20 protein-coding genes are annotated in these 18,148 nt (G+C 70.6%); 12 read left to right on the top strand and 8 right to left on the bottom strand.

The genetic code is table 11. From position 1 onward, the window contains the following. Positions 1-9: 9 nt before the first annotated feature. Both ACGFY9_RS42145 and ACGFY9_RS42140 read right to left on the bottom strand, forming a co-directional pair. On the bottom strand, positions 10-861 hold the full coding sequence (locus ACGFY9_RS42145) for a tetratricopeptide repeat protein (RefSeq protein ID WP_393763536.1): 852 nt from the start codon (positions 859-861) through the stop codon (positions 10-12). Positions 862-878: 17 nt separating this feature from the next. Further along, positions 879-1,883 (bottom strand): GNAT family N-acetyltransferase, encoded by a 1,005-nt coding sequence (locus ACGFY9_RS42140; RefSeq protein WP_393763397.1) that lies wholly within the window; start codon positions 1,881-1,883, stop codon positions 879-881. Positions 1,884-2,023: 140 nt separating this feature from the next. Here ACGFY9_RS42140 and fdxA point away from each other — a divergent pair, with 140 nt between their 5' ends. Continuing rightward, complete coding sequence (fdxA, locus tag ACGFY9_RS42135; protein WP_019058397.1) at positions 2,024-2,344, top strand: ferredoxin; 321 nt, start codon at positions 2,024-2,026, stop codon at positions 2,342-2,344. 157 nt (positions 2,345-2,501) lie between these two features. Then, complete coding sequence (locus ACGFY9_RS42130; RefSeq protein ID WP_393763395.1) at positions 2,502-3,596, top strand: bifunctional succinyldiaminopimelate transaminase/glutamate-prephenate aminotransferase; 1,095 nt, start codon at positions 2,502-2,504, stop codon at positions 3,594-3,596. A 129-nt stretch (positions 3,597-3,725) separates the two neighbouring features. Here ACGFY9_RS42130 and ACGFY9_RS42125 read toward each other — a convergent pair whose 3' ends face one another. Beyond that, positions 3,726-4,178, bottom strand: a complete 453-nt coding sequence (locus ACGFY9_RS42125) for an ATP-binding protein (protein ID WP_393763393.1) — start codon at positions 4,176-4,178, stop codon at positions 3,726-3,728. Between the two features lie 297 nt (positions 4,179-4,475). Beyond that, positions 4,476-5,468: a heavy metal transporter gene (locus ACGFY9_RS42120; protein WP_393763392.1), complete on the bottom strand. Its 993-nt coding sequence runs from the start codon at positions 5,466-5,468 to the stop codon at positions 4,476-4,478. Positions 5,469-5,553: 85 nt separating this feature from the next. Between ACGFY9_RS42120 and dapE the strand changes: the two genes are divergently transcribed. After that, entirely contained in the window at positions 5,554-6,633 is a 1,080-nt protein-coding gene (gene dapE, locus ACGFY9_RS42115; RefSeq protein WP_393763390.1) for a succinyl-diaminopimelate desuccinylase, read from the top strand. A 77-nt stretch (positions 6,634-6,710) separates the two neighbouring features. Further along, positions 6,711-7,469, top strand: a complete 759-nt coding sequence (locus tag ACGFY9_RS42110) for a TIGR00730 family Rossman fold protein (RefSeq protein WP_393763388.1) — start codon at positions 6,711-6,713, stop codon at positions 7,467-7,469. A 110-nt stretch (positions 7,470-7,579) separates the two neighbouring features. Here ACGFY9_RS42110 and folP read toward each other — a convergent pair whose 3' ends face one another. Next, positions 7,580-8,440, bottom strand: a complete 861-nt coding sequence (folP, locus tag ACGFY9_RS42105) for a dihydropteroate synthase (protein ID WP_393763386.1) — start codon at positions 8,438-8,440, stop codon at positions 7,580-7,582. Between the two features lie 135 nt (positions 8,441-8,575). On the opposite strand from folP, the gene ACGFY9_RS42100 reads away from it, so the two are divergent. Both ACGFY9_RS42100 and ACGFY9_RS42095 read left to right on the top strand, forming a co-directional pair. Continuing rightward, positions 8,576-8,926 carry a DivIVA domain-containing protein gene (locus ACGFY9_RS42100; RefSeq protein ID WP_393763384.1) on the top strand — a complete coding sequence of 117 codons (351 nt, stop codon included), beginning with the start codon at positions 8,576-8,578 and terminating at the stop codon, positions 8,924-8,926. Beyond that, positions 8,923-9,504: a DNA-3-methyladenine glycosylase I gene (locus tag ACGFY9_RS42095; RefSeq protein ID WP_393763382.1), complete on the top strand. Its 582-nt coding sequence runs from the start codon at positions 8,923-8,925 to the stop codon at positions 9,502-9,504. The genes ACGFY9_RS42100 and ACGFY9_RS42095 overlap by 4 nt, the downstream gene beginning before the upstream one ends. 76 nt (positions 9,505-9,580) lie before the next feature. On the opposite strand, the gene ACGFY9_RS42090 is transcribed toward ACGFY9_RS42095, so the two are convergent. Continuing rightward, positions 9,581-10,384 carry an enoyl-CoA hydratase/isomerase family protein gene (locus tag ACGFY9_RS42090; protein ID WP_393763380.1) on the bottom strand — a complete coding sequence of 268 codons (804 nt, stop codon included), beginning with the start codon at positions 10,382-10,384 and terminating at the stop codon, positions 9,581-9,583. Between the two features lie 375 nt (positions 10,385-10,759). Here ACGFY9_RS42090 and ACGFY9_RS42085 point away from each other — a divergent pair, with 375 nt between their 5' ends. After that, positions 10,760-10,927 carry a DUF3117 domain-containing protein gene (locus ACGFY9_RS42085; protein ID WP_003966491.1) on the top strand — a complete coding sequence of 56 codons (168 nt, stop codon included), beginning with the start codon at positions 10,760-10,762 and terminating at the stop codon, positions 10,925-10,927. Positions 10,928-11,055: 128 nt separating this feature from the next. On the opposite strand, the gene ACGFY9_RS42080 is transcribed toward ACGFY9_RS42085, so the two are convergent. Continuing rightward, positions 11,056-11,754, bottom strand: coding sequence for an O-methyltransferase (locus tag ACGFY9_RS42080; RefSeq protein ID WP_393763534.1), 699 nt, complete (start codon positions 11,752-11,754; stop codon positions 11,056-11,058). Positions 11,755-12,037: 283 nt separating this feature from the next. Here ACGFY9_RS42080 and sigE point away from each other — a divergent pair, with 283 nt between their 5' ends. Together sigE and ACGFY9_RS42070 are read left to right on the top strand one after the other, a co-directional pair. Continuing rightward, positions 12,038-12,739, top strand: coding sequence for an RNA polymerase sigma factor SigE (gene sigE, locus ACGFY9_RS42075; protein ID WP_019072074.1), 702 nt, complete (start codon positions 12,038-12,040; stop codon positions 12,737-12,739). After that, on the top strand, positions 12,736-13,725 hold the full coding sequence (locus ACGFY9_RS42070; protein ID WP_393763378.1) for an anti-sigma factor family protein: 990 nt from the start codon (positions 12,736-12,738) through the stop codon (positions 13,723-13,725). The genes sigE and ACGFY9_RS42070 overlap by 4 nt, the downstream gene beginning before the upstream one ends. Positions 13,726-14,463: 738 nt before the next feature. Here the strand turns inward: ACGFY9_RS42070 and ACGFY9_RS42065 are convergent. Further along, the gene (locus ACGFY9_RS42065) at positions 14,464-14,868 is read right to left on the bottom strand and encodes a hypothetical protein (RefSeq protein ID WP_393763376.1); all 405 of its coding nucleotides are present in this window, start codon (positions 14,866-14,868) and stop codon (positions 14,464-14,466) included. A gap of 340 nt (positions 14,869-15,208) precedes the next feature. On the opposite strand from ACGFY9_RS42065, the gene ACGFY9_RS42060 reads away from it, so the two are divergent. From ACGFY9_RS42060 to ACGFY9_RS42050, 3 genes are all read left to right on the top strand, one after another. Continuing rightward, entirely contained in the window at positions 15,209-16,576 is a 1,368-nt protein-coding gene (locus ACGFY9_RS42060) for a trypsin-like peptidase domain-containing protein (RefSeq protein ID WP_393763374.1), read from the top strand. 201 nt (positions 16,577-16,777) lie between these two features. Continuing rightward, on the top strand, positions 16,778-17,227 hold the full coding sequence (locus ACGFY9_RS42055) for a sec-independent translocase (RefSeq protein WP_393763372.1): 450 nt from the start codon (positions 16,778-16,780) through the stop codon (positions 17,225-17,227). A 257-nt stretch (positions 17,228-17,484) separates the two neighbouring features. Then, positions 17,485-18,147 (top strand): hypothetical protein, encoded by a 663-nt coding sequence (locus ACGFY9_RS42050; protein WP_393763370.1) that lies wholly within the window; start codon positions 17,485-17,487, stop codon positions 18,145-18,147. Position 18,148: the final 1 nt, after the last annotated feature.

Here is an 18,148-nt window from a genome sequence, read left to right as displayed (position 1 = left end):
AGGCGAGCGTTAGTTCAACATAGCCCGAGCCGATTGCGCCTGCCCCCGCACCCGATCCGCAGCCGGCTCATCCACAACCGCCACCACCTCGGCATACGCGTCCAGCTCAGCCGCCCCGGTGAGGAAATCCCCCCGCTGAACCAGCAGTTGAGCCCGCTCATACCGCAACCGAGCCGCATGAGACGGCAACAACAGCGCCAACTCCACAGCCCACAGGGCAACATCGGACCGCTCAGGCCGAGCCGCAGCCCACGCCCGAATGTTGTTCAGGACACGCGAAACAACCTCCAGAGGCGCCGCAGGCATCAGCATCCCGGGTTCCAGCGAAGCCCCCGTCGCCCCCGCCACCAACAACTCCGCATCGCCGCCCGACAACACCCGCCCCCCGTCGAAGGGATCGACCAGCACCTGATCCTCCGCCGGCCCGAACCCCACCACGAAGTGCCCCGGCAACGCGACCCCGTACACGGGCGCCCCCGCCCGCCGAGCGACTTCCATCCACACCAGGGAGAGCAGGATGGGCAACCCGCGCCGCCGCCGCAGCACCGAGTGCAGCAGTGAGGACTCCAGCCGCTGATAGTCGCCCGGGGTACCCCGGAACTCGAAACGGTCGCCCAGGAGTTGGCGCAGCGCGTTCGCCCAGGCCAGCGGCGCGCCGGGCCGGAACGGTACCTGCCCGGCCAGCCGGTCCAGCTCCATCTGCGCCACGTCGATGCCCGCGTCGTCCAGCGCCCCGTCCGCCGCAGCTCCGATGAGCAGGCACAGTGCGGCCAGATCGGGCCGTTCCGACCGAACCTCCTCGGCGAACAGCCGACGTACCTCGGCGGCCCGCTCGGGGGGCGGGGGGCAGGGACCGGACATGGCGAACTCGTAACCCGTCACGACGAACCGCCGCGGTCGTCGCGGTAGTGGTGATAGGCGTGATGCGCGGAGAACCCCATCCCGGAGTACAACGCCCGCGCCCCCATATTGTCCGCCTCGACCTGCAACCACGCGGCCGAAGCCCCCTCCTCCAACGCCCGCGAAGCCAACGCGGCCATGACGACCGACCCCAGCCCCCGCCGCCGTAGCGCCGGATCGACCTCGACCGCGGCGAACCCGGCCCACCGCCCGTCGACGACACACCGCCCGATGGCCGCAGGCTCGGCCCCCTCGCCGGGCACGGTCGCGAACCACACCGAGGGCCCGCTCCCCAGCACCTTCAGGGCCACCTCGCTCACCCCCTTGCGCTGATAGCGGGCCAGCCACGCCTCGTCGGCCGACCGGGACAGCACGACTCCGGAGGCATCGGCGCGGTCGGCGACAGGGGCCAGGGCCCCGACCCACAGCTCGGCCGTCACCTCCCGGGTCCAGCCGCGCTGTTCCAGCTCGGCGCAGAGCAGCTCCTGCGTGCCCTCGGCGCCCGTCGCGGTCTGGACGTACGCGGGCAGGCCGCGGTCGCCGTACCACCGTCGTACGACAGCCAGGGCCTCGTCGAGGGGCGGGCCGGGATCGCCGAGGGGCAGCACGGAGTTGGCGCGGCGGGTGAATCCGGCGGCGGCGCGCAGCTCCCACTCGCCGAGCCGCTCGCTCTCCACCGGCCGCCACGCGCGCGAGGAGACGTGAGCCAACTCCGCGTAAGTGGCGGACGGTCCCCGTCGCCGGGCCGGAGCGGCCGGGACGACCTTGCCCGCCACCAGCGAGGATTCCGAAATACGGACGGACTCGCCACCCTTCCGTGTGATCGTCAACACACCGCTGTCCCATGATGTGAGAACACCCACCGTGTCGGTGAACTTCTCCGTCGTGTCTTCAGCATCTGTCAAGCACCTGACGGACACCCGTTTGCCCACGTCAGCAGCGGTTATACGGACCTCAAGACGTCCCGCCGCAGAGATTTCCACAGGTCAGTTCACCCCTCCTGTATGGATCACGCCCCGGAACGGAGATACTAGGTGCGGGCATGGACGACGCCGCGCTCCCGCGCGCCGGGCGGCGGAGCCTACGGAGGCCCGCCAGCGCCCTATCGAGGAGGAACGACAGCGTGACCTACGTCATCGCGCAGCCTTGTGTAGACGTCAAGGACAAGGCGTGCATCGAGGAGTGCCCGGTCGACTGCATTTACGAGGGCTCACGGTCCTTGTACATCCACCCGGACGAATGCGTCGACTGCGGAGCCTGTGAGCCGGTGTGCCCGGTCGAGGCGATCTTCTACGAGGACGACACTCCCGAGGAGTGGAAGGACTACTACAAGGCCAACGTCGAGTTCTTCGACGAGCTCGGCTCCCCCGGCGGCGCCAGCAAGCTGGGCCTGATCGAGCGCGACCACCCCTTCGTCGCCGCGCTGCCGCCGCAGAACCAGTAAGAGCGGCCCGCAACAGACGCGCCGCCTCGGTCCCGTACGGCCTGATCACGCCCGATCAGCGCCCTACGGGGCCGAGGCGTTTGCCGTACGGCGGTCTGACGACGGCTGTACGGGGCGCGCGTACGGGGCGCACGCACCAGAAAGTGAGCCAGTCATCGTGTCCGCAGTCACCGACCGCCTGCCCGCCTTCCCCTGGGACAAGCTGGAGCCGTACAAGAAGACGGCAGCAGCGCACCCGGACGGCATCGTCGACCTGTCCGTCGGCACCCCGGTGGACCCGGTTCCCGACCTGATCCAGAAAGCGCTGATCGCCGCGGCGGACTCGCCCGGCTATCCGACGGTCTGGGGCACACCGGCACTGCGCGACGCGATCACCGGCTGGGTGGAGCGCCGCCTGGGCGCCCGTGACGTGACCCACCGCCACGTCCTGCCCATCGTCGGCTCCAAGGAACTCGTCGCCTGGCTCCCCACCCAGCTGAGCCTCGGCCCCGGCGACCGCGTCGCCTACCCGCGCCTCGCGTACCCGACGTACGAGGTCGGCGCCCGCCTGGCCCGAGCCGAGTACGAGACCTACGACGACCCGACACAGCTGAACCCGGAGGGCCTGAAGCTCCTCTGGCTCAACTCCCCGTCGAACCCCACCGGCGAGGTCCTGCCGAAGGACGAGCTGACCCGGATCGTCGCCTGGGCCCGCCAGCACGGCATCCTGATCTTCTCCGACGAGTGCTACCTCGAACTCGGCTGGGAGGCCGACCCGGTCTCGGTCCTCCACCCGGACGTCAACGGCGGCTCGTACGAGGGCATCGTCGCGGTCCACTCCCTCTCCAAGCGCTCGAACCTCGCCGGTTACCGCGCCGCCTTCCTGGCCGGCGACCCGGCGGTCCTCGCCCCGCTCCTGGAGATCCGCAAGCACGGCGGCATGATGACCTCGTCCCCGACCCAGGCGGCAGTGGTGGCGGCCCTCGGCGACGACACCCACGTCCAGGAACAGCGCGAGCGCTACACCACCCGCCGCACGGCCCTCCGCGAGGCCTTGCTGAACCACGGCTTCCGCATCGAACACAGCGAGGCGAGCCTGTACCTCTGGGCGACCAGAGGCGAGTCCTGCTGGGACACGGTCGCCCACCTGGCCGACCTGGGCATCCTCGTGGCCCCGGGCGACTTCTACGGAGAGGCCGGCGAAAACTTCGTACGCGTGGCACTGACAGCAACGGACGAGCGAGTACAGGCAGCTGTAAACAGGCTGAGCTGAAACCCCCTAGGGGCGCGGGGAACTGCGCGACCAGCCCCCACCGGCCGTAAGCCGACAAACAACGCAGAAAAGGGGTCCAGGGAAACTCCCTGGACCCCTTCAACGCAGCCGCACTAAAACGCAGCCGAACTAGCCGAGAGGCAACCCCTTCAGCGGCAGCTCCTGCGCCGTGGGCAACCCACCCTTGGTCACCGCGTCGGTCGGCAACCCACCACCCGAAGTCGCGGTCTTGGCCGTGTCGCCGAGCAGGCCTCCGGCCTGCCCCGCCGTGTCCCCGGCAACGTGCTGCGCAGCCGGAGCCACCGTCTTGGCAACCTTCCCGCCGGTCTTGCCTGCGGCCGGCACCGCCTTCTCCAGCGTCTGGCCACCGGACTTGCCGGCGACCCCCGTGACGTTCTGGCTCGCGCCGTCGACCGTGTTGCCGACGCTCGCCCCGTCCAGGGCGGTCAGTGCGCCCAGGTTCGGGGTGGCCGGCAGGGAGGGGGCCGCACTGGCGGAGCCGGCCGCACCGACCCCGGCTGCCGCTCCCGCTGCGACGAGCAGCGCGGCACGGGCGATCCGGCGGGTCAGGGGGAGGGACATGATGCTCCTTGTGTTGATCTCCGGGCTCGGACGCAGTGACTACCGCTCGAAGCGCGCGAAGGTTGCGGAGCGGCAACGCAAAGAGTTGGCAATGCGTCGCATAATCAGCTACGGATAAAAACGGACAAAGAGCGCCCGGTGTGAAAGCCTGCCAAATGCTCGCAGCCCTTTGTTTTCAAGGGCTTTGGTGCACGCCAGGGTGACGGCACGAAAACCTGAGCACGCCCGGACCCGGAACGACCGCGCATAACCCCTACGGGTGACGACCCGTACGACTGCCCGGTCAACACCTCGCGGCTACTTCTGCCCGCCCTGCCGCTCGGTCACTATCCGCACCCCGCCGGAGGCCTTCGCGGCGGTCGAGTGCCACGGGTCGTCCGCGCTGCCGGCGGCCCACTCGCGGCCGGCGTACGACACGCGCTCGATGTGCAGCACCGAGGAGTTGGCCACCGCCCAGTGCGCGAGCTGCCAGCCGGTCCGCGTGCTGCCGGACCGCACCGGCAGGGTCACCGTGCTGCTCCCGCCGGACGCACTCGTGCTGGGAGTGGGCGTGGACTCGGCCTTCGCCTTGGACTCCGATTTGTCCTTCGACGCCGAGCCGTCCCCGGTCACCTCCGCGCCCGTCTCCTTCAGCACGGTGCGCCCGAAGTCCCGTACCAGCGCGGCCCGTACGGCGTCCGGGCCGGTGTCCGCCCGGGTGGTGTCCGGAAGGCCCTGGCAGGTCAGCGTGGCGGCCGCCTGTCCGGTGAGGGCGGCGGACAGCAGCGTGGCCTCGGGCTCGTGCTTGGCGTACGCCTCCGGGTAGCCGCTGCGCTGCACGCGCTGCGCGGCGACGGTGAGGGGGAGCTGCTGGTAGTCGTCCACCTTGGAGAGGTGCTCGTAGAAGACGCCCGCCGCGTACGTCGGATCCAGGATCTCCTTCTTGGTGCCCCAGCCCTGCGAGGGCCGCTGCTGGAACAGGCCGAGCGAATCCAGGTCGCCGTGCTGGATGTTGACGAGCTGCGACTCCTGGAGGGCGGTCGCGAGCGCGATCGTCACGGCCCGCTCGGGCATACCGCGCCCGGTGCCGACGGCGGCGATCGTCGCCGCGTTCATCGTCTGCTCCTGCGAGAACTCGTACGCCTGGCCGTCGTCCTTGCCGGAGACCACCTTGCAACCGGGCCCGCCCCGGCCGCCGGTGACGTACTGGACGACCAGATAGCCCGCGACCGCGAGCAGCACCACGAACGCCGAGGAGAACCGGAAGAGGCGGCCGCGTCGACGCTTCTTGGGGGTGGGGGACTGGAGCATCCCCACAAGGTAGCGGAGGCTCCTGTTACCGCTGCGCCGGGTGTGGACAAACGGTGTGCAGACCGTTCGGGTTAGGGTCGACGCCATGGCCGACACCGCACTTGACCTCACGCTGGACGCCGCACGGCTCACCGCGCAGCTCGTCGACTTCCCCTCGGAGAGTGGCAGCGAGAAGCCCCTCGCGGACGCGATCGAGACCGCCCTGCGCACCCTGCCGCACCTGACGGTCGACCGGTACGGCAACAACGTCGTCGCCCGCACGAACCTCGGCCGTACGGAACGCGTCGTCCTGGCCGGCCACATCGACACGGTCCCGATCGCCGACAACGTCCCCTCGCGCCTCGACGAGAACGGCGTCCTGTGGGGCTGCGGCACCTGCGACATGAAGTCCGGCGTGGCGGTCCAACTCCGCATCGCGGCAACGGTGTTGGCCCCCAACCGCGACCTGACGTTCGTCTTCTACGACAACGAGGAGGTCGCCGCCCACCTCAACGGCCTCAAGCACGTCTCCGAGGCCCATCCCGACTGGCTGGAGGGCGACTTCGCGGTCCTCCTGGAGCCGACCGACGGTCAGGTCGAGGGCGGCTGCCAGGGCACGCTCCGGGTGTTCCTGAAGTTCAAGGGTGAACGAGCGCACTCCGCGCGCGCGTGGATGGGCTCCAACGCGATCCACGCGGCCTCAAGGGCACTGGCCAAGCTCGCCGCGTACGAGCCGCGCACGCCCGTGGTGGATGGCCTCCAGTTCCACGAGGGCCTCAACGCGGTACGCGTCGAAGGGGGAGTGGCCACCAACGTCATCCCCGACGCGTGCACCCTGGTTGTCAACTTCCGCTATGCGCCCGACCGCAGCGAGGAGGAGGCGGAGGCCTTCGTACGCGACTACTTCGCCGACTGCGGGGTCGACGAGTTCGTCGTCGACGACCACACGGGCGGAGCCCGCCCCGGCCTGACCCACCCGGCCGCCGCGGCCTTCATGGCGGCCGTCGGCGGCGAAGCCCGCCCCAAGTTCGGCTGGACCGACGTGGCCCGCTTCAGCGCGCTCGGCGTGCCCGCGGTGAACTACGGCCCCGGCGCCCAACTCCTCGCCCACAAGGTCGACGAGCGGGTCGAGGCGGCCCTGATCCCCGAGACGGAGCGGCGGCTGCGGGACTGGCTCACCGCCTGACATCCGTATGTCCCCCCTCCGTAACCCGCGTAGACCTACGCTGAAGTACGAAACACCTGCAAGTGGAGGGAGCGCACATGGCTACAGGCAACCCCGAGGGCAAGCAGCAGCCACCGGAGGAGCAGCGCCTGGGACCGGTCCTCCGGCGGCGCGGCCAGGTGACCGCGAGCACGACCGACCAGCGCCTCCTGGACGCGGGCGGCCCCTCGGACTGGGTCCACACCGACCCGTGGCGCGTCCTGCGGATCCAGTCGGAGTTCATCGAGGGCTTCGGCACCCTGGCCGAACTGCCGCCCGCGATCAGCGTGTTCGGCTCCGCCCGCACCAAGCCGGAGTCACCGGAGTACGAAGCGGGCGTACGGCTCGGACGCGCCCTCGTGGAGGCCGGGTGGGCCGTGATCACCGGCGGCGGCCCCGGCGCCATGGAGGCGGCCAACAAGGGCGCCCTGGAGGCCAAGGGCATCTCTGTCGGCCTCGGCATCGAGCTGCCCTTCGAGCAGGGGCTCAACGCCTACGTCGACATCGGGCTGAACTTCCGTTACTTCTTCGTCCGCAAGATGATGTTCGTCAAGTACGCCCAGGGCTTCGTGGTCCTCCCCGGCGGCCTCGGCACCCTCGACGAACTCTTCGAGGCCCTCACCCTCGTACAGACCCAGAAGGTCACCCGCTTCCCGATCGTCCTCTTCGGGAGCGAGTACTGGGGCGGCCTGGTCGACTGGCTGAAGAACACGCTGATCGCCCAGGGCAAGGCGTCGGAGAAGGACCTGCTGCTGTTCCACGTGACGGACGACGTGGACGAGGCGGTAGCCCTCGTCTCGAAGGAAGCGGGACGTTGATTCCCAGCCCGTCCGGCGTTTGAGGACGAGGCCGTCCAGGCCGAAGCGGGGGTCTGGGGGCGGCAGCCCCCAGTGATGGGACGGGTAGGGGCGGCGGGGGCGAAAAAAACTTACGCCAGCCCCCGCCTCCCCACGGCCGGAGGCCGATGCCCCGCGATCGAAGCAACCATGTCCAGCACCTGCCGAGTCTCCGCGACCTCATGCACCCGGTACACCTGCGCCCCCAGCCACGCCGACACCGCCGTGGTCGCGAGCGTCCCGACAACCCGCTCCTTGACCGGCTTGTCGAGCGTCTCGCCCACGAAGTCCTTGTTGGACAGCGAGACGAGCACGGGCCACCCCGTGCCGACCATCTCGCCGAGCCGCCGCGTCGCCTCCAGGCTGTGCCGCGAGTTCTTCCCGAAGTCATGCCCGGGATCGATCAGAACCGACTCCCTGGGGACCCCGAGTTCCACTGCCCGCTCGGCGAGACCCAGGGTCACGCGCAGGATGTCGGCCATGACGTCGTCGTACGTCACCCGGTGCGGCCGCGTACGGGGCTCGGCGCCGCCCGCGTGCGTGCACACCAGTCCCACGCCGTACCGCGCGGCGACCTCCGCGAGCCGGGGATCGACACCGCCCCACGCGTCGTTCAGGAGATCCGCGCCCACCTCGCAGACGGCCTCGCCGACCTCGTGCCGCCAGGTGTCCACGCTGATGATCACGTCCGGGAAGCGCCGCCGCACCTCGGCCACGAAGCCGACCGTGCGCCGCGCCTCCTCGTCGGCGGTCACTTCCTCGCCGGGGCCGGCCTTGACCCCGCCGATGTCGATGATCGCGGCGCCCTCGGCCACCGCCTGCTCCACGCGCGCGAGGGCGGGCTCGTCGCGGAACGTGGCCCCCTGGTCGTAGAAGGAGTCCGGGGTCCGGTTCACGATCGCCATGATCACCGGCTCGTGCGCGTCGAATTCACGCCTGCCCAGCCTGAGCATCCCCTGTGACCTCTCCTAGTACGTACCGGTCTTCAGCCGCCTGTGACCCTAACTGTCAGCGTCGCATGGCACGATCGGACCCTGACACATTCGGCTTCGGCACGTCCGACATCGACGCCCGTGGAGACCTCAGAGATGTTCATGTTCGTGTTCCTGGTCGTCGCGCTCGCCGTCGTGGTCGGCGCCGTGACCCTCTCGGTGATCGGCGGCGGCGAGAGCGCCCCGCTGCCCGACGCCGCGCCCGAGCGCCTCGACGACCCGCTGCCCCCGGACCGGCCGGTGAACCACGCCGACATCGAGACCCTCCGCTTCCCGCTCGCCGCGCGGGGCTACCGCATGGCCGAGGTGGACGACGCGCTGGGCCGCATCGCCGCCGAACTCGCCGAGCGCGACGCCCGGATCGCCGACCTGGAGCACGCCCTCGCGGGCGCGCAGGCCAGCGCCCACGTCTCCATGCAGAAGCCGGTCGAAGGCGACCACCAGTGAGCGAGGGCGGGGCCGTCGCCGGTCCGGACGGCGCCCTGCGCTGCCCCTGGGCGCTGTCCACGGAGGACTACGTCTCGTACCACGACGAGGAGTGGGGCCGCCCGGTCCACGGCGACGACGCCCTCTACGAGCGGCTCAGCCTGGAGGCCTTCCAGTCCGGCCTCTCCTGGATCACGATCCTGCGCCGCCGCGAGGGCTTCCGGGCCGCGTTCGACGGCTTCCAGATCTCCAAGGTCGCCACCTTCACGGACACCGACCGCGAACGCCTCCTCGCCGAAACCGGCATCATCCGCAACCGCCTCAAGATCGACGCGACGATCGCCAACGCGCGCGTGCTGGCCGACTGGGCGCCGGGCGAGCTCGACGAGTTCATCTGGTCCCACGCCCCGAAGCCGGGCCCGGCCCCGAAGACACTCGGGGACGTCCCGGCGGTGACGGTCGAGTCGACGGCCCTGTCTAAGGCCCTGAAGAAGCGGGGCCTGAAGTTCGTAGGGCCGACGACGGCATACGCCCTGATGCAGGCGTGTGGGTTGGTCGACGATCACCTGGAAGCATGCGTGGCGAGAAGCGCCCCTTAAGGGGCGCGGGGCTGTGTCGATTTGCGGCTCCGCCGCGTGAGCGCGACCAGCCCCCACGCACCCGCAGCTTGAGAACTCAGCGGCCCAAGTACTTCGGCTTCTCCTTGTTGACGAACGCCTGCACAGCGATCGCGTGGTCCTCCGACGCGCCCGCCCGAGACTGAAGTTCGTCTTCTTTTTCCAACGTCTCCTCAAGGGTGTGCGTCAGGCCGTAGGCCACCGCCTCCTTGAGCGCCGCGTACGCCACCGTCGGGCCGTCCGCCAGCTGCCGGGCCACCTTCTCCGCCTCGGCGTGCAGCTCAGCGACCGGCACGAGACGGTTGGCGATCCCCAGGTCGTACGCGTCCTGCGCAGTGATCGTGCGCGGGAACAGCAGCAGGTCGGAGGCGCGACCAGGACCGACCACCCGGGGCAGCGTCCAGGAGATGCCGGAGTCCGCGGTCAGGGCGACCCCCGCGAAGGACGTGTTGAAGCCGGCCGTGTCCGCCACGACCCGGTAGTCCGCGGCCAGGGCGAGCCCGAAACCGGCGCCCGCGGCGACCCCGTTGACCCCGGCGACCACGGGCTTCGTCATGCCGGCCAGCGCCCGCACGATGGGGTTGTAGTGCTCCTTCACCGTGGTCATCGTGGCCCCGGTCCCGGCCTCGCGGTCGGAGGCCAGCAGCGTGATGTGCTCCTTGAGGTCCTGGCCCACACAGAACGCCCGCTCGCCGGCCGCGGTCAGCAGCACGGCCCGTACGGCGTCGTCGTCCGCCGCGGCCCGTACCGCGTCCCGGAGGGCGACTTTGGTCGCGATGTTCAGCGCGTTCATCGCCTCGGGGCGGTTCAGCGTGATCGTCGCGAGTCCGTCGCTCACCTCGTAGAGCACGGTGTCGGCCATGGCGTATCCCCTCAGGTGTCGCGGCTCCGGCGTACCGGTCGGTACGCCGTACGTCCGTAGGACAGCATGGCGGAGATCACCGTCCGCGCACCGGACCGGACGTGTGACCTGCGTCAAAGAATTCCGCTCCGGATTCGGGCGGCGGGGGTCGGCGCGGCGGCGCAGTATCGCAGTCACATCGTCGAATTGAGTGGTTTTGCTCGCGCGCGTTGCCCAAGCGATGCCGACTGATGTTGGTCATCGGGTCCTGAGATGCGGGATAATGGCTTGGAAGCAATGTGTTCGATGCCGGTGACGCGTGTCTCATTAGGGGCCGCGCGTGCCCTCCATGGGGCCGTCGGCGACGATGAGCTGGTTTCAGGAAGGGGAACGAGCATGGCGGCCATGAAGCCGCGGACGGGCGATGGCCCGCTCGAGGTGACCAAGGAGGGGCGGGGCATCGTCATGCGCGTTCCGCTCGAAGGCGGCGGGCGGCTCGTCGTCGAGCTGACCCCTGACGAGGCCGACGCGCTGGGCGACGCCCTCAAGAAGGTCGTCGGCTGACGGGGCGGAACGCGACCATACCCCTTCAGCTGCCCCGGCACCCGAGACGGTGCCGGGGCAGCTGCTTTCCCGGGGTCCTGAGTTCGGAGTCGTACGGCAGGTCCGGCGCTTGACGCCTGTCTACCGCTCTACCGCTTGACGGCACACAGCAGGCCGTCGCCCACCGGGAGCAGCGACGGCACCAGCTCCGGGCTCTCGCGCACGGCGCGCAGCAGCTCGCGCAGCCGGAGGACTTCGGTGGGCTGGGGCCCCGAGTCGACGGTGCGGCCGTTGGCGAAGACGCCCTCGAAGACCACCAGGCCACCCGGACGCAGCAGGCGCAACGATTCAGCGAGATAGTCCAGGAACTCCAGCCGGTCACCGTCGCAGAACACGAGGTCGTAGCCCGCGTCCGCGAGCCGGGGCAGCACGTCCAGGGCGCGGCCCGGGATGAAGCGGGCCCGGTTGCTGGCGAAGCCGCACGCGCGGAAGGCCTGGCGGGCGAACTGCTGGTGGTCCGGCTCCGGGTCGACGGTGGTCAGTACCCCGTCCGGCCGCATGCCGTACAGAAGATGCATTCCGGAGACACCCGTCCCGGTTCCGATCTCGGCCACCGCTTTCGCGTCCACGGTGGCGGCGAGCATCCGCAGCGCGGCGCCCGTGCCGGGCGACACCGAGCGCAGCCCTGCATCGCGGGCCCGGTCACGGGCCCAGCGCAGTGCTTCGTCCTCGGCGACATAGGCGTCGGCGAACGCCCAGCTCGTCTGCCGGTTGCCGGTAATGACCCTCTCCTGTCCCCGTGGTTGCCTGGGCGTGACTGTATCCGTTGGCGCCGGGAACCTGCTGATGGGACCGGGCGTTTAGAGGGGGGAGGAAAGCACTGGGGGGCGCGACCGGAGGGAAGGGCGGGGGATGACGATGGATCAGGTTGTCGAGCACGACGTCGAGCAAGGCGTCGGGCAGGGGCGCGGGCATCGGCTCACGCCACCGGCAGGTCGGTATGAGCGTGTATCAAATTCTCGTAAAACCGCTTATCCGGAGCTAACGGGCGAGGTGGCTATGGTAGGGGCTCCACTGGACACCACCAGAGCCGACAGGGGAGGTGCGGCTGTACCTGTGGATCGGGGAGGAGTGCTTCGGCGCTTTCTCGGATCGGCGGGCAGGCCGAAATCCGTGAACGACACCGCTGCTGACCACAGCCACGCCGCTGACCATGCCCAGACCGCGACCTTCTCCACCGACGCGGACGGGCAGGCGTGGACTCCGCCCACCTGGGAGGAGATCGTCAGCACCCACAGCGGCCGTGTGTACCGGCTCGCGTACCGCCTGACGGGGAACCAGCACGACGCCGAGGACCTCACTCAGGAGGTCTTCGTCCGGGTCTTCCGTTCGCTGTCGACGTACACGCCCGGCACCTTCGAGGGCTGGCTGCACCGCATCACCACCAACCTCTTCCTGGACATGGTCCGCCGCAAGCAGCGCATCCGTTTCGACGCGCTGGGGGAGGACGCGGCCGAGCGGCTGCCCAGCCGCGAGCCGTCACCCCAGCAGGTCTTCAACGACGCGCACTTCGACGCGGACGTCCAGCAGGCCCTGGACACCCTCGCCCCGGAGTTCCGGGCGGCGGTCGTCCTGTGCGACATCGAGGGTCTCTCGTACGAGGAGATCGCCGCGACCCTGGGCGTCAAGCTCGGTACGGTCCGTTCCCGGATCCACCGCGGCCGCTCCCAGCTCCGCAAGGCCCTCGCGCACCGCTCGCCGGAAGCACGGGCCGAGCGCCGTTCCTTCGTGGCGCGTGTGCCCGCGCTGGGGGGAGGGGGCGCGACCGCGTGAGTGGATCACGTCCTACGCCTGCGGAGCAGCACCTGGGAGACCGACTTTCCGCCCTGGTGGACGGGGAGCTCGGTCATGAGTCGCGCGAGCGTGTACTGGCGCACCTGGCCACCTGTACGAAGTGCAAGGCCGAGGCCGACGCGCAGCGCCGACTGAAGAACGTGTTCGCGGAAATGGCCCCGCCGCCCCCCTCCGAGAGCTTCCTGGCCCGTCTGCAGGGGCTCCCCGGGGGAGGCGGCGACACGGACGGCGAGGAGCCGCCCGGCGGGGGACTGTTCGCCGCCGGAATCGGCGTCTTCGGCGTCAAAAGAGACGGCCCGCTCGACGCGTTCGAGTTCGGCTACGTCCCCGCGGGCCCGCATGCCGCTACGGCCCTGACCCCTTCGTCCCCGTCCCGGTCCGCCCGTGACGGCTTCCGTATCCATGACGTCAGCCGGCACGACGCCGACCGCTCCGCCTCGCGCGGAATGCGGTTCGCGTTCGTCGCTGCCGGGGCGGTCTCGCTGGCCGCGATCGCGCTGGGCGGGGTGGCCACGGTCGCGCCGGGCGACACGGCCGCGGAAGCGCGGGGCGGTACGGGTGTGACGCCGGCGCGTACGCAGGGCACGGGTGCGGCGGCGACCACCGACGCGGGGCGCCGCCGTGCGGTCGGCCCCCTGCTCGCCCAGGGCACCAGCCAGCGCTCGATGCTCGGCGACACCGGGGTCCCGTCGACCTCGGTCTCCGCCCCGCTGCTCCCCGGAGTGCCGTCACCTGCGGCCGTCCAGGGCGACGAGGTCATGCACACGCTCTCCGCGCCGGTGATGGCCGGAGCGGCGGTCATGTCCCCCCTGATACGCCCGCTGAACGCGACCCCGCCGGTCGCCCTCACGTCGTGGTCCGCGGCCCCCGAGGTCATGACCCCGGGCCTGCTCCGCACCCCGGCGCCCGACGCCACCTCGTCCCCCTCTTCCACCCCCTCGCTCCCCTCCCACCCCCTCCACTGACCGCCCTCTGCGCCACGACCCGCGAACCTGGTTGAATCCGGGGAGTACGGGGTCGGCGCGGGCAGTTGGGGGGGGGACGGGACCATGGACGAGGGGACGTCGGGTCAGGGGCCTGCGAAGACGAAGTGGTGGGCTCGGGGCTGGGGTCCCGCGGTGCCGGGAGCGGCTGAGGCGGAGGGTGCTGCGCCGGAGCCTTTGGGTGATGCCGGGGTCCCTGTCCGCGGGGTTGGCATCGACGGGGATGTCGGCGCGGATACCCAGGGTGTCGGGAATGCCGACGGGGACTTTGCGTCGCGGCCGCCGGGCGCGTTGCGGGGCGAAACGTCGCGGGGAGCCGACGACGGGGACTTCGAGCTGCGAGCACCTGCCGAGGGACCGAGCGGTGAAGAGGCTTCCGGTGGGGGCGACTTCGAGACGGGGCGTCCTGTGGCGAGGGGCTCGGCCGGGGACGCGGCTGACGATGCCGGCAGTGACGTCGAGCCGGGTCGGCCTGCGGGCGGGGCCCCAACTGGCGGTGCGGGTGCGGACGTTGATGGGGATTTCGAGCTGGGGCGTCCCGTAGCGGGGTCTTCGGCTGCCGGGGCGGTCGTAGACGCTGGCGGTGAGACTGAGTCGGGGCGTTGTGTTCCGGAGGTCTCGGCCGGCGGTGCGGTTGCGGGTGTTGGCGGTGACTTTGAGTTGAGCCGTCCTGCGTCGGCGTCCTCGCCCGGCGGTGCGGTCGATGGCGAAGGCGGTGCCTCAGAGCTGGACAGGTCTGCGGCCGAGTCTCCAACGGGCCTTGCGGCAGCGGACGTTGGTGTCCTGTTGGGTCACCCGGTCTCGGGGTCTCAGGCTGTCGGCGCGGCCGTAGACGCTGGCGGTGACTTCGAGCTGAGCCAGCCCGTGTCGGGTTTCCGGGGTGGCGGCGTGGCCGTGGACGGCGATGGTGTTTCCGAGTTGGACCATCCCGCGTCGGGGTCTCAGGCCGTCGGCGCGGCCGTAGACGCTGGCGGTGACTTCGAGCTGAGCCAGCCCGTGTCGGGTTCCCGGGGCGGCGGCGTGGCCGTGGACGGCGACGGTGTTTCCGGGTGGGGCCACCCCGCGTCGGGTTCCCGGCGCGGCGGCGCGGCCGTAGACGTCGACGGTGTTTCCGAGTCGGACCACCCCGAGTCGTTCTCCCCGACCGCCGCCTCTGTAGGCGCCGGCGCTGATGTGGAACCGGGACCTCCCGTGGCCGAACCCCCGATACCGCCCGGCGCGGTCCTCCCGCCCGCCGACCGGCCCAGGTCCCTGCACGACCCCGACCCCTACAGCACCCCGCCGTACGGTGAGCCGGGGCCCTGGGCGCCCGCGCCGGCCGTTCAGCATCCGGGGGGCACCTCTGGGTCCGGGGCGGCCCCACAGGCCTCCACAGTGGCTCCTGGTACGCCCGTCCCGTGTGCCGGTCCTGCGTCTCCTGGTGCTCCTGCATCATCTTTCGCCGCCATCGCGCCTCACGGCACCCTTGCGCCCCGGGCTTGGCGGCGACGGCTCAGGCCTGGAGCCCGTCGCCTCCCCCGCACCACCCCTCTCCAACGCCTCGGCCACCGGCCCTCTCACCCCGCCCGACCTCGCCCACACCCCTGTTGTCCCGGGCCAGGCCCCAGCCCCCGCCCCATCCACCAACCCCTGGCACCGCTACGACCCCTGGGCCACCCCCGCCCCCCTCCAACAGACCGGCACCCCAACCCCCACCCCCGGACAGCAGCGCGCCCGCACCCGGAAGCTTCTCGTCGGCCCAGCCCTCGTCCTGGCTCTTCTCTCCGGCGGCATCGGTGGCGTCGTAGGGGCGCATCTGGAGCGGGACGGGATCGGTGGGGACATCGTGTTGCCGCAGGCCGGTAAGGAGGACAGCCGGCGGGCGCCCGGCAGTGTTGCCGGGATTGCCGCTCGGGCCCTGCCCAGTGTCGTGACGCTGCATGTCACCGGGGATGAGGAGTCGGGGACCGGGACGGGGATCGTGCTGGACACGCGGGGGCACATCCTCACCAACAACCACGTGGTGGAGTCCGCTGGTGGTGACGGCCGGATATCCGTCAGCTTCAGTGGGGGACAGACCGTCAAGGGCAAAGTCGTCGGGCGTGACACCGGATACGACCTCGCCGTCGTGCAGGTGAGCGGGGTGCGGGGGCTGACGCCGATGCCGCTAGGGAATTCCGACAACGTGCGGGTGGGGGACCCCGTTGTCGCGATCGGCGCGCCCTTCGATCTCGACAACACCGTGACCTCCGGGATCATCAGTGCCAAGGAGCGGCCGATCACCGCCGGGGGTGAGGCGTCGGACGGGAGCGATGTGTCGTATGTCGACGCGTTGCAGACCGACGCGCCCATCAATCCCGGGAACTCCGGTGGGCCGTTGCTCGATGCTCAGGGACGGCTGGTCGGGGTCAACTCGGCCATCCGGTCCGCCGATTACGGGGGCGGGGGAGGGGACGGGACGGAGAGCGGACAGGCCGGGTCCATCGGGCTCGGATTCGCCATTCCCGTCAATCAGGCCAAGCGGGTGGCCGAGGAGCTGATCAATACGGGGAAGGCGACTCATCCGGTCATCGGCGTCACCCTCGACATGGAATACGCGGGAGACGGGGCCCGGGTCGCCACGAAGGGCAGCGGGGACGGGCCCGCCGTCACCGCGGGCGGTCCCGGTGCGAAGGCGGGACTCAAGGCCGGCGACGTCATCACCCGGGTCGACGGCGAGCCAGTCCACTCCGGGAACGAGCTCATCGTCAGGACGCGTGCGCATCGGCCCGGCGACCACCTGCGGCTGACCTTGCGGCGAGGCGGCAAAGAGATGACCTTGTCGCTCGTTCTGGGCTCGGCGACCGGTGATTGACAGAAACGTCACAGGTGAGAGGCCCGCGCCCCGTCCCACTAGGCAAACAACCCGGAAAACCGGTGGTGTACACCCACTCGTAGCCCCCGGGACAGTACCGGTCGGGTGGGATCGCCGGGTACCGTGGACCCGGCCCGGACCACGGAAGACCCGCACAGACCACCGAGGGCCGAGGACCGAGGACATCGCAAGGAGCTTCAGGTGTTCAATGACATAGGCCCGCTAGAGCTGGTGACGATCATTGTCCTCGCCGTGCTCGTCTTCGGTCCGGACAAGCTCCCGAAGGTCATCCAGGACGTCATGCGGACGATCCGGAAGATCCGAGAGTTCTCGGAGAGCGCCAAGGCGGACATCCGCGAGGAGCTGGGCCCGGAGTTCAAGGACTTCGACTTCGAGGACCTCAACCCCAAGACGTTCCTGCGCAAGCAGCTGGACAACGACGAACTGGGGCTCAAGGAGATCCGCAACGGCTTCGACCTGAAGAAGGAGATGGCCGAGGTCACGGAGGCGGTCCAGAGCGCGGACTCCCCCTCCTCTTCCTCGTCGTCCCCCTCTTCGTCCTCCTCCGGCAGCGGTCGTCTCGACATGACCAAGAAGTCCGAGGACCCGGAGAAGGACGACCGCCCGCCCTTCGACGCGGACGCCACCTGAGCCGTAGGCGGACGCAGACCGAGCCGCATGAGGACAGTCGCCTCACCGCGTCCTACGTGACGCGTTTCATACGTCTCCCGTCACTTCCACGCCTCCGTACGGCCTGAACAAGGCCCCCGTGCGCCTCGCGCGCCGGGCGCTTTCCGGGCTGCCTCGCACGAGGTGGCTATGCTGCCGAGTTGTTGTGCGGACCGGGCGAGTCGCCCGAAGGGGGGCGGGCCGCCCCGGTCCGACGAGAACGAGGAGGCGTCCGGAGCATGGAGACGACGAGTCGGGTAGGCGCGCAGGCGCCGGCCGCGGAGGGTGGACAACAACTCCCCTCCGCCCGGCGCACGGTCGACGGCTACCTGCTGGCGCCCTTCCCGTGGTACGGCCTCGACGAGGCCTTCACGGGACCGCGCTGGCTGATGCAGGTGGGCATGGCGGCGGACGGAGCCGTCGAGCACGGTTCGATCGGGCACGGCGACGAGCCCTCCGTACGCAACGAAGGCACGGAGGACAAGGAGAAGTTCGCGGTCGTCGTCACCGTCGCGGGCAACCCCGCCCGGCGCACCGCCGACGGCACGGGCCTCCTGGAGGCCACCTCGGTCTCCTCGGCGGCCTGGCTCGCCGGTGTGGGGCTGCTGTCCTTCACCTGGCCCGGCCAGATGGACCACACCCTGCGCGACGACTGGCTGGAGCAGCAGACGGAGACGGCCTGGGTACTGGCCGACGACCTCGCCGGCGACGACTGGTCGACCCTGTCCCTCCCCGTGGACGGCGTCCCCACGCCCTTCCACTACCGCGAGTCCGAGTTCGGCTGGGTCCTCGCCGGGTCGACTCAGGAGGGCGTGCACGTGGGGGCGTACGGCCGGGGCATGAGCGCGTACGGGCTCGGCTTCGCCATGATCAAGGACATCGCGACCTACGCACCCCAGTAGC

Origin of the sequence: Streptomyces sp. NPDC048504, from assembly GCF_043200035.1 — a bacterium.
Taxonomy (GTDB): Bacteria; Actinomycetota; Actinomycetes; order Streptomycetales; family Streptomycetaceae; genus Streptomyces.
The sequence above is the reverse complement of the archived record's forward strand: the minus strand, read 5'-3'. Positions and strand labels throughout refer to the sequence as shown.

Excerpts from the sequence above, each read along its gene's own strand:
- ACGFY9_RS42145 (WP_393763536.1), bottom strand. The coding sequence starts at position 861 with ATGTCCGGTCCCTGCCCCCCGCCCCCCGAGCGGGCCGCCGAGGTACGT.
- ACGFY9_RS42125 (WP_393763393.1), bottom strand. The coding sequence starts at position 4,178 with ATGTCCCTCCCCCTGACCCGCCGGATCGCCCGTGCCGCGCTGCTCGTC.
- ACGFY9_RS42120 (WP_393763392.1), bottom strand. The coding sequence starts at position 5,468 with ATGCTCCAGTCCCCCACCCCCAAGAAGCGTCGACGCGGCCGCCTCTTC.
- dapE (WP_393763390.1), top strand. The coding sequence starts at position 5,554 with ATGGCCGACACCGCACTTGACCTCACGCTGGACGCCGCACGGCTCACC.
- ACGFY9_RS42110 (WP_393763388.1), top strand. The coding sequence starts at position 6,711 with ATGGCTACAGGCAACCCCGAGGGCAAGCAGCAGCCACCGGAGGAGCAG.
- folP (WP_393763386.1), bottom strand. The coding sequence starts at position 8,440 with ATGCTCAGGCTGGGCAGGCGTGAATTCGACGCGCACGAGCCGGTGATC.
- ACGFY9_RS42100 (WP_393763384.1), top strand. The coding sequence starts at position 8,576 with ATGTTCATGTTCGTGTTCCTGGTCGTCGCGCTCGCCGTCGTGGTCGGC.
- ACGFY9_RS42090 (WP_393763380.1), bottom strand. The coding sequence starts at position 10,384 with ATGGCCGACACCGTGCTCTACGAGGTGAGCGACGGACTCGCGACGATC.
- ACGFY9_RS42085 (WP_003966491.1), top strand. The coding sequence starts at position 10,760 with ATGGCGGCCATGAAGCCGCGGACGGGCGATGGCCCGCTCGAGGTGACC.
- ACGFY9_RS42050 (WP_393763370.1), top strand. The coding sequence starts at position 17,485 with ATGGAGACGACGAGTCGGGTAGGCGCGCAGGCGCCGGCCGCGGAGGGT.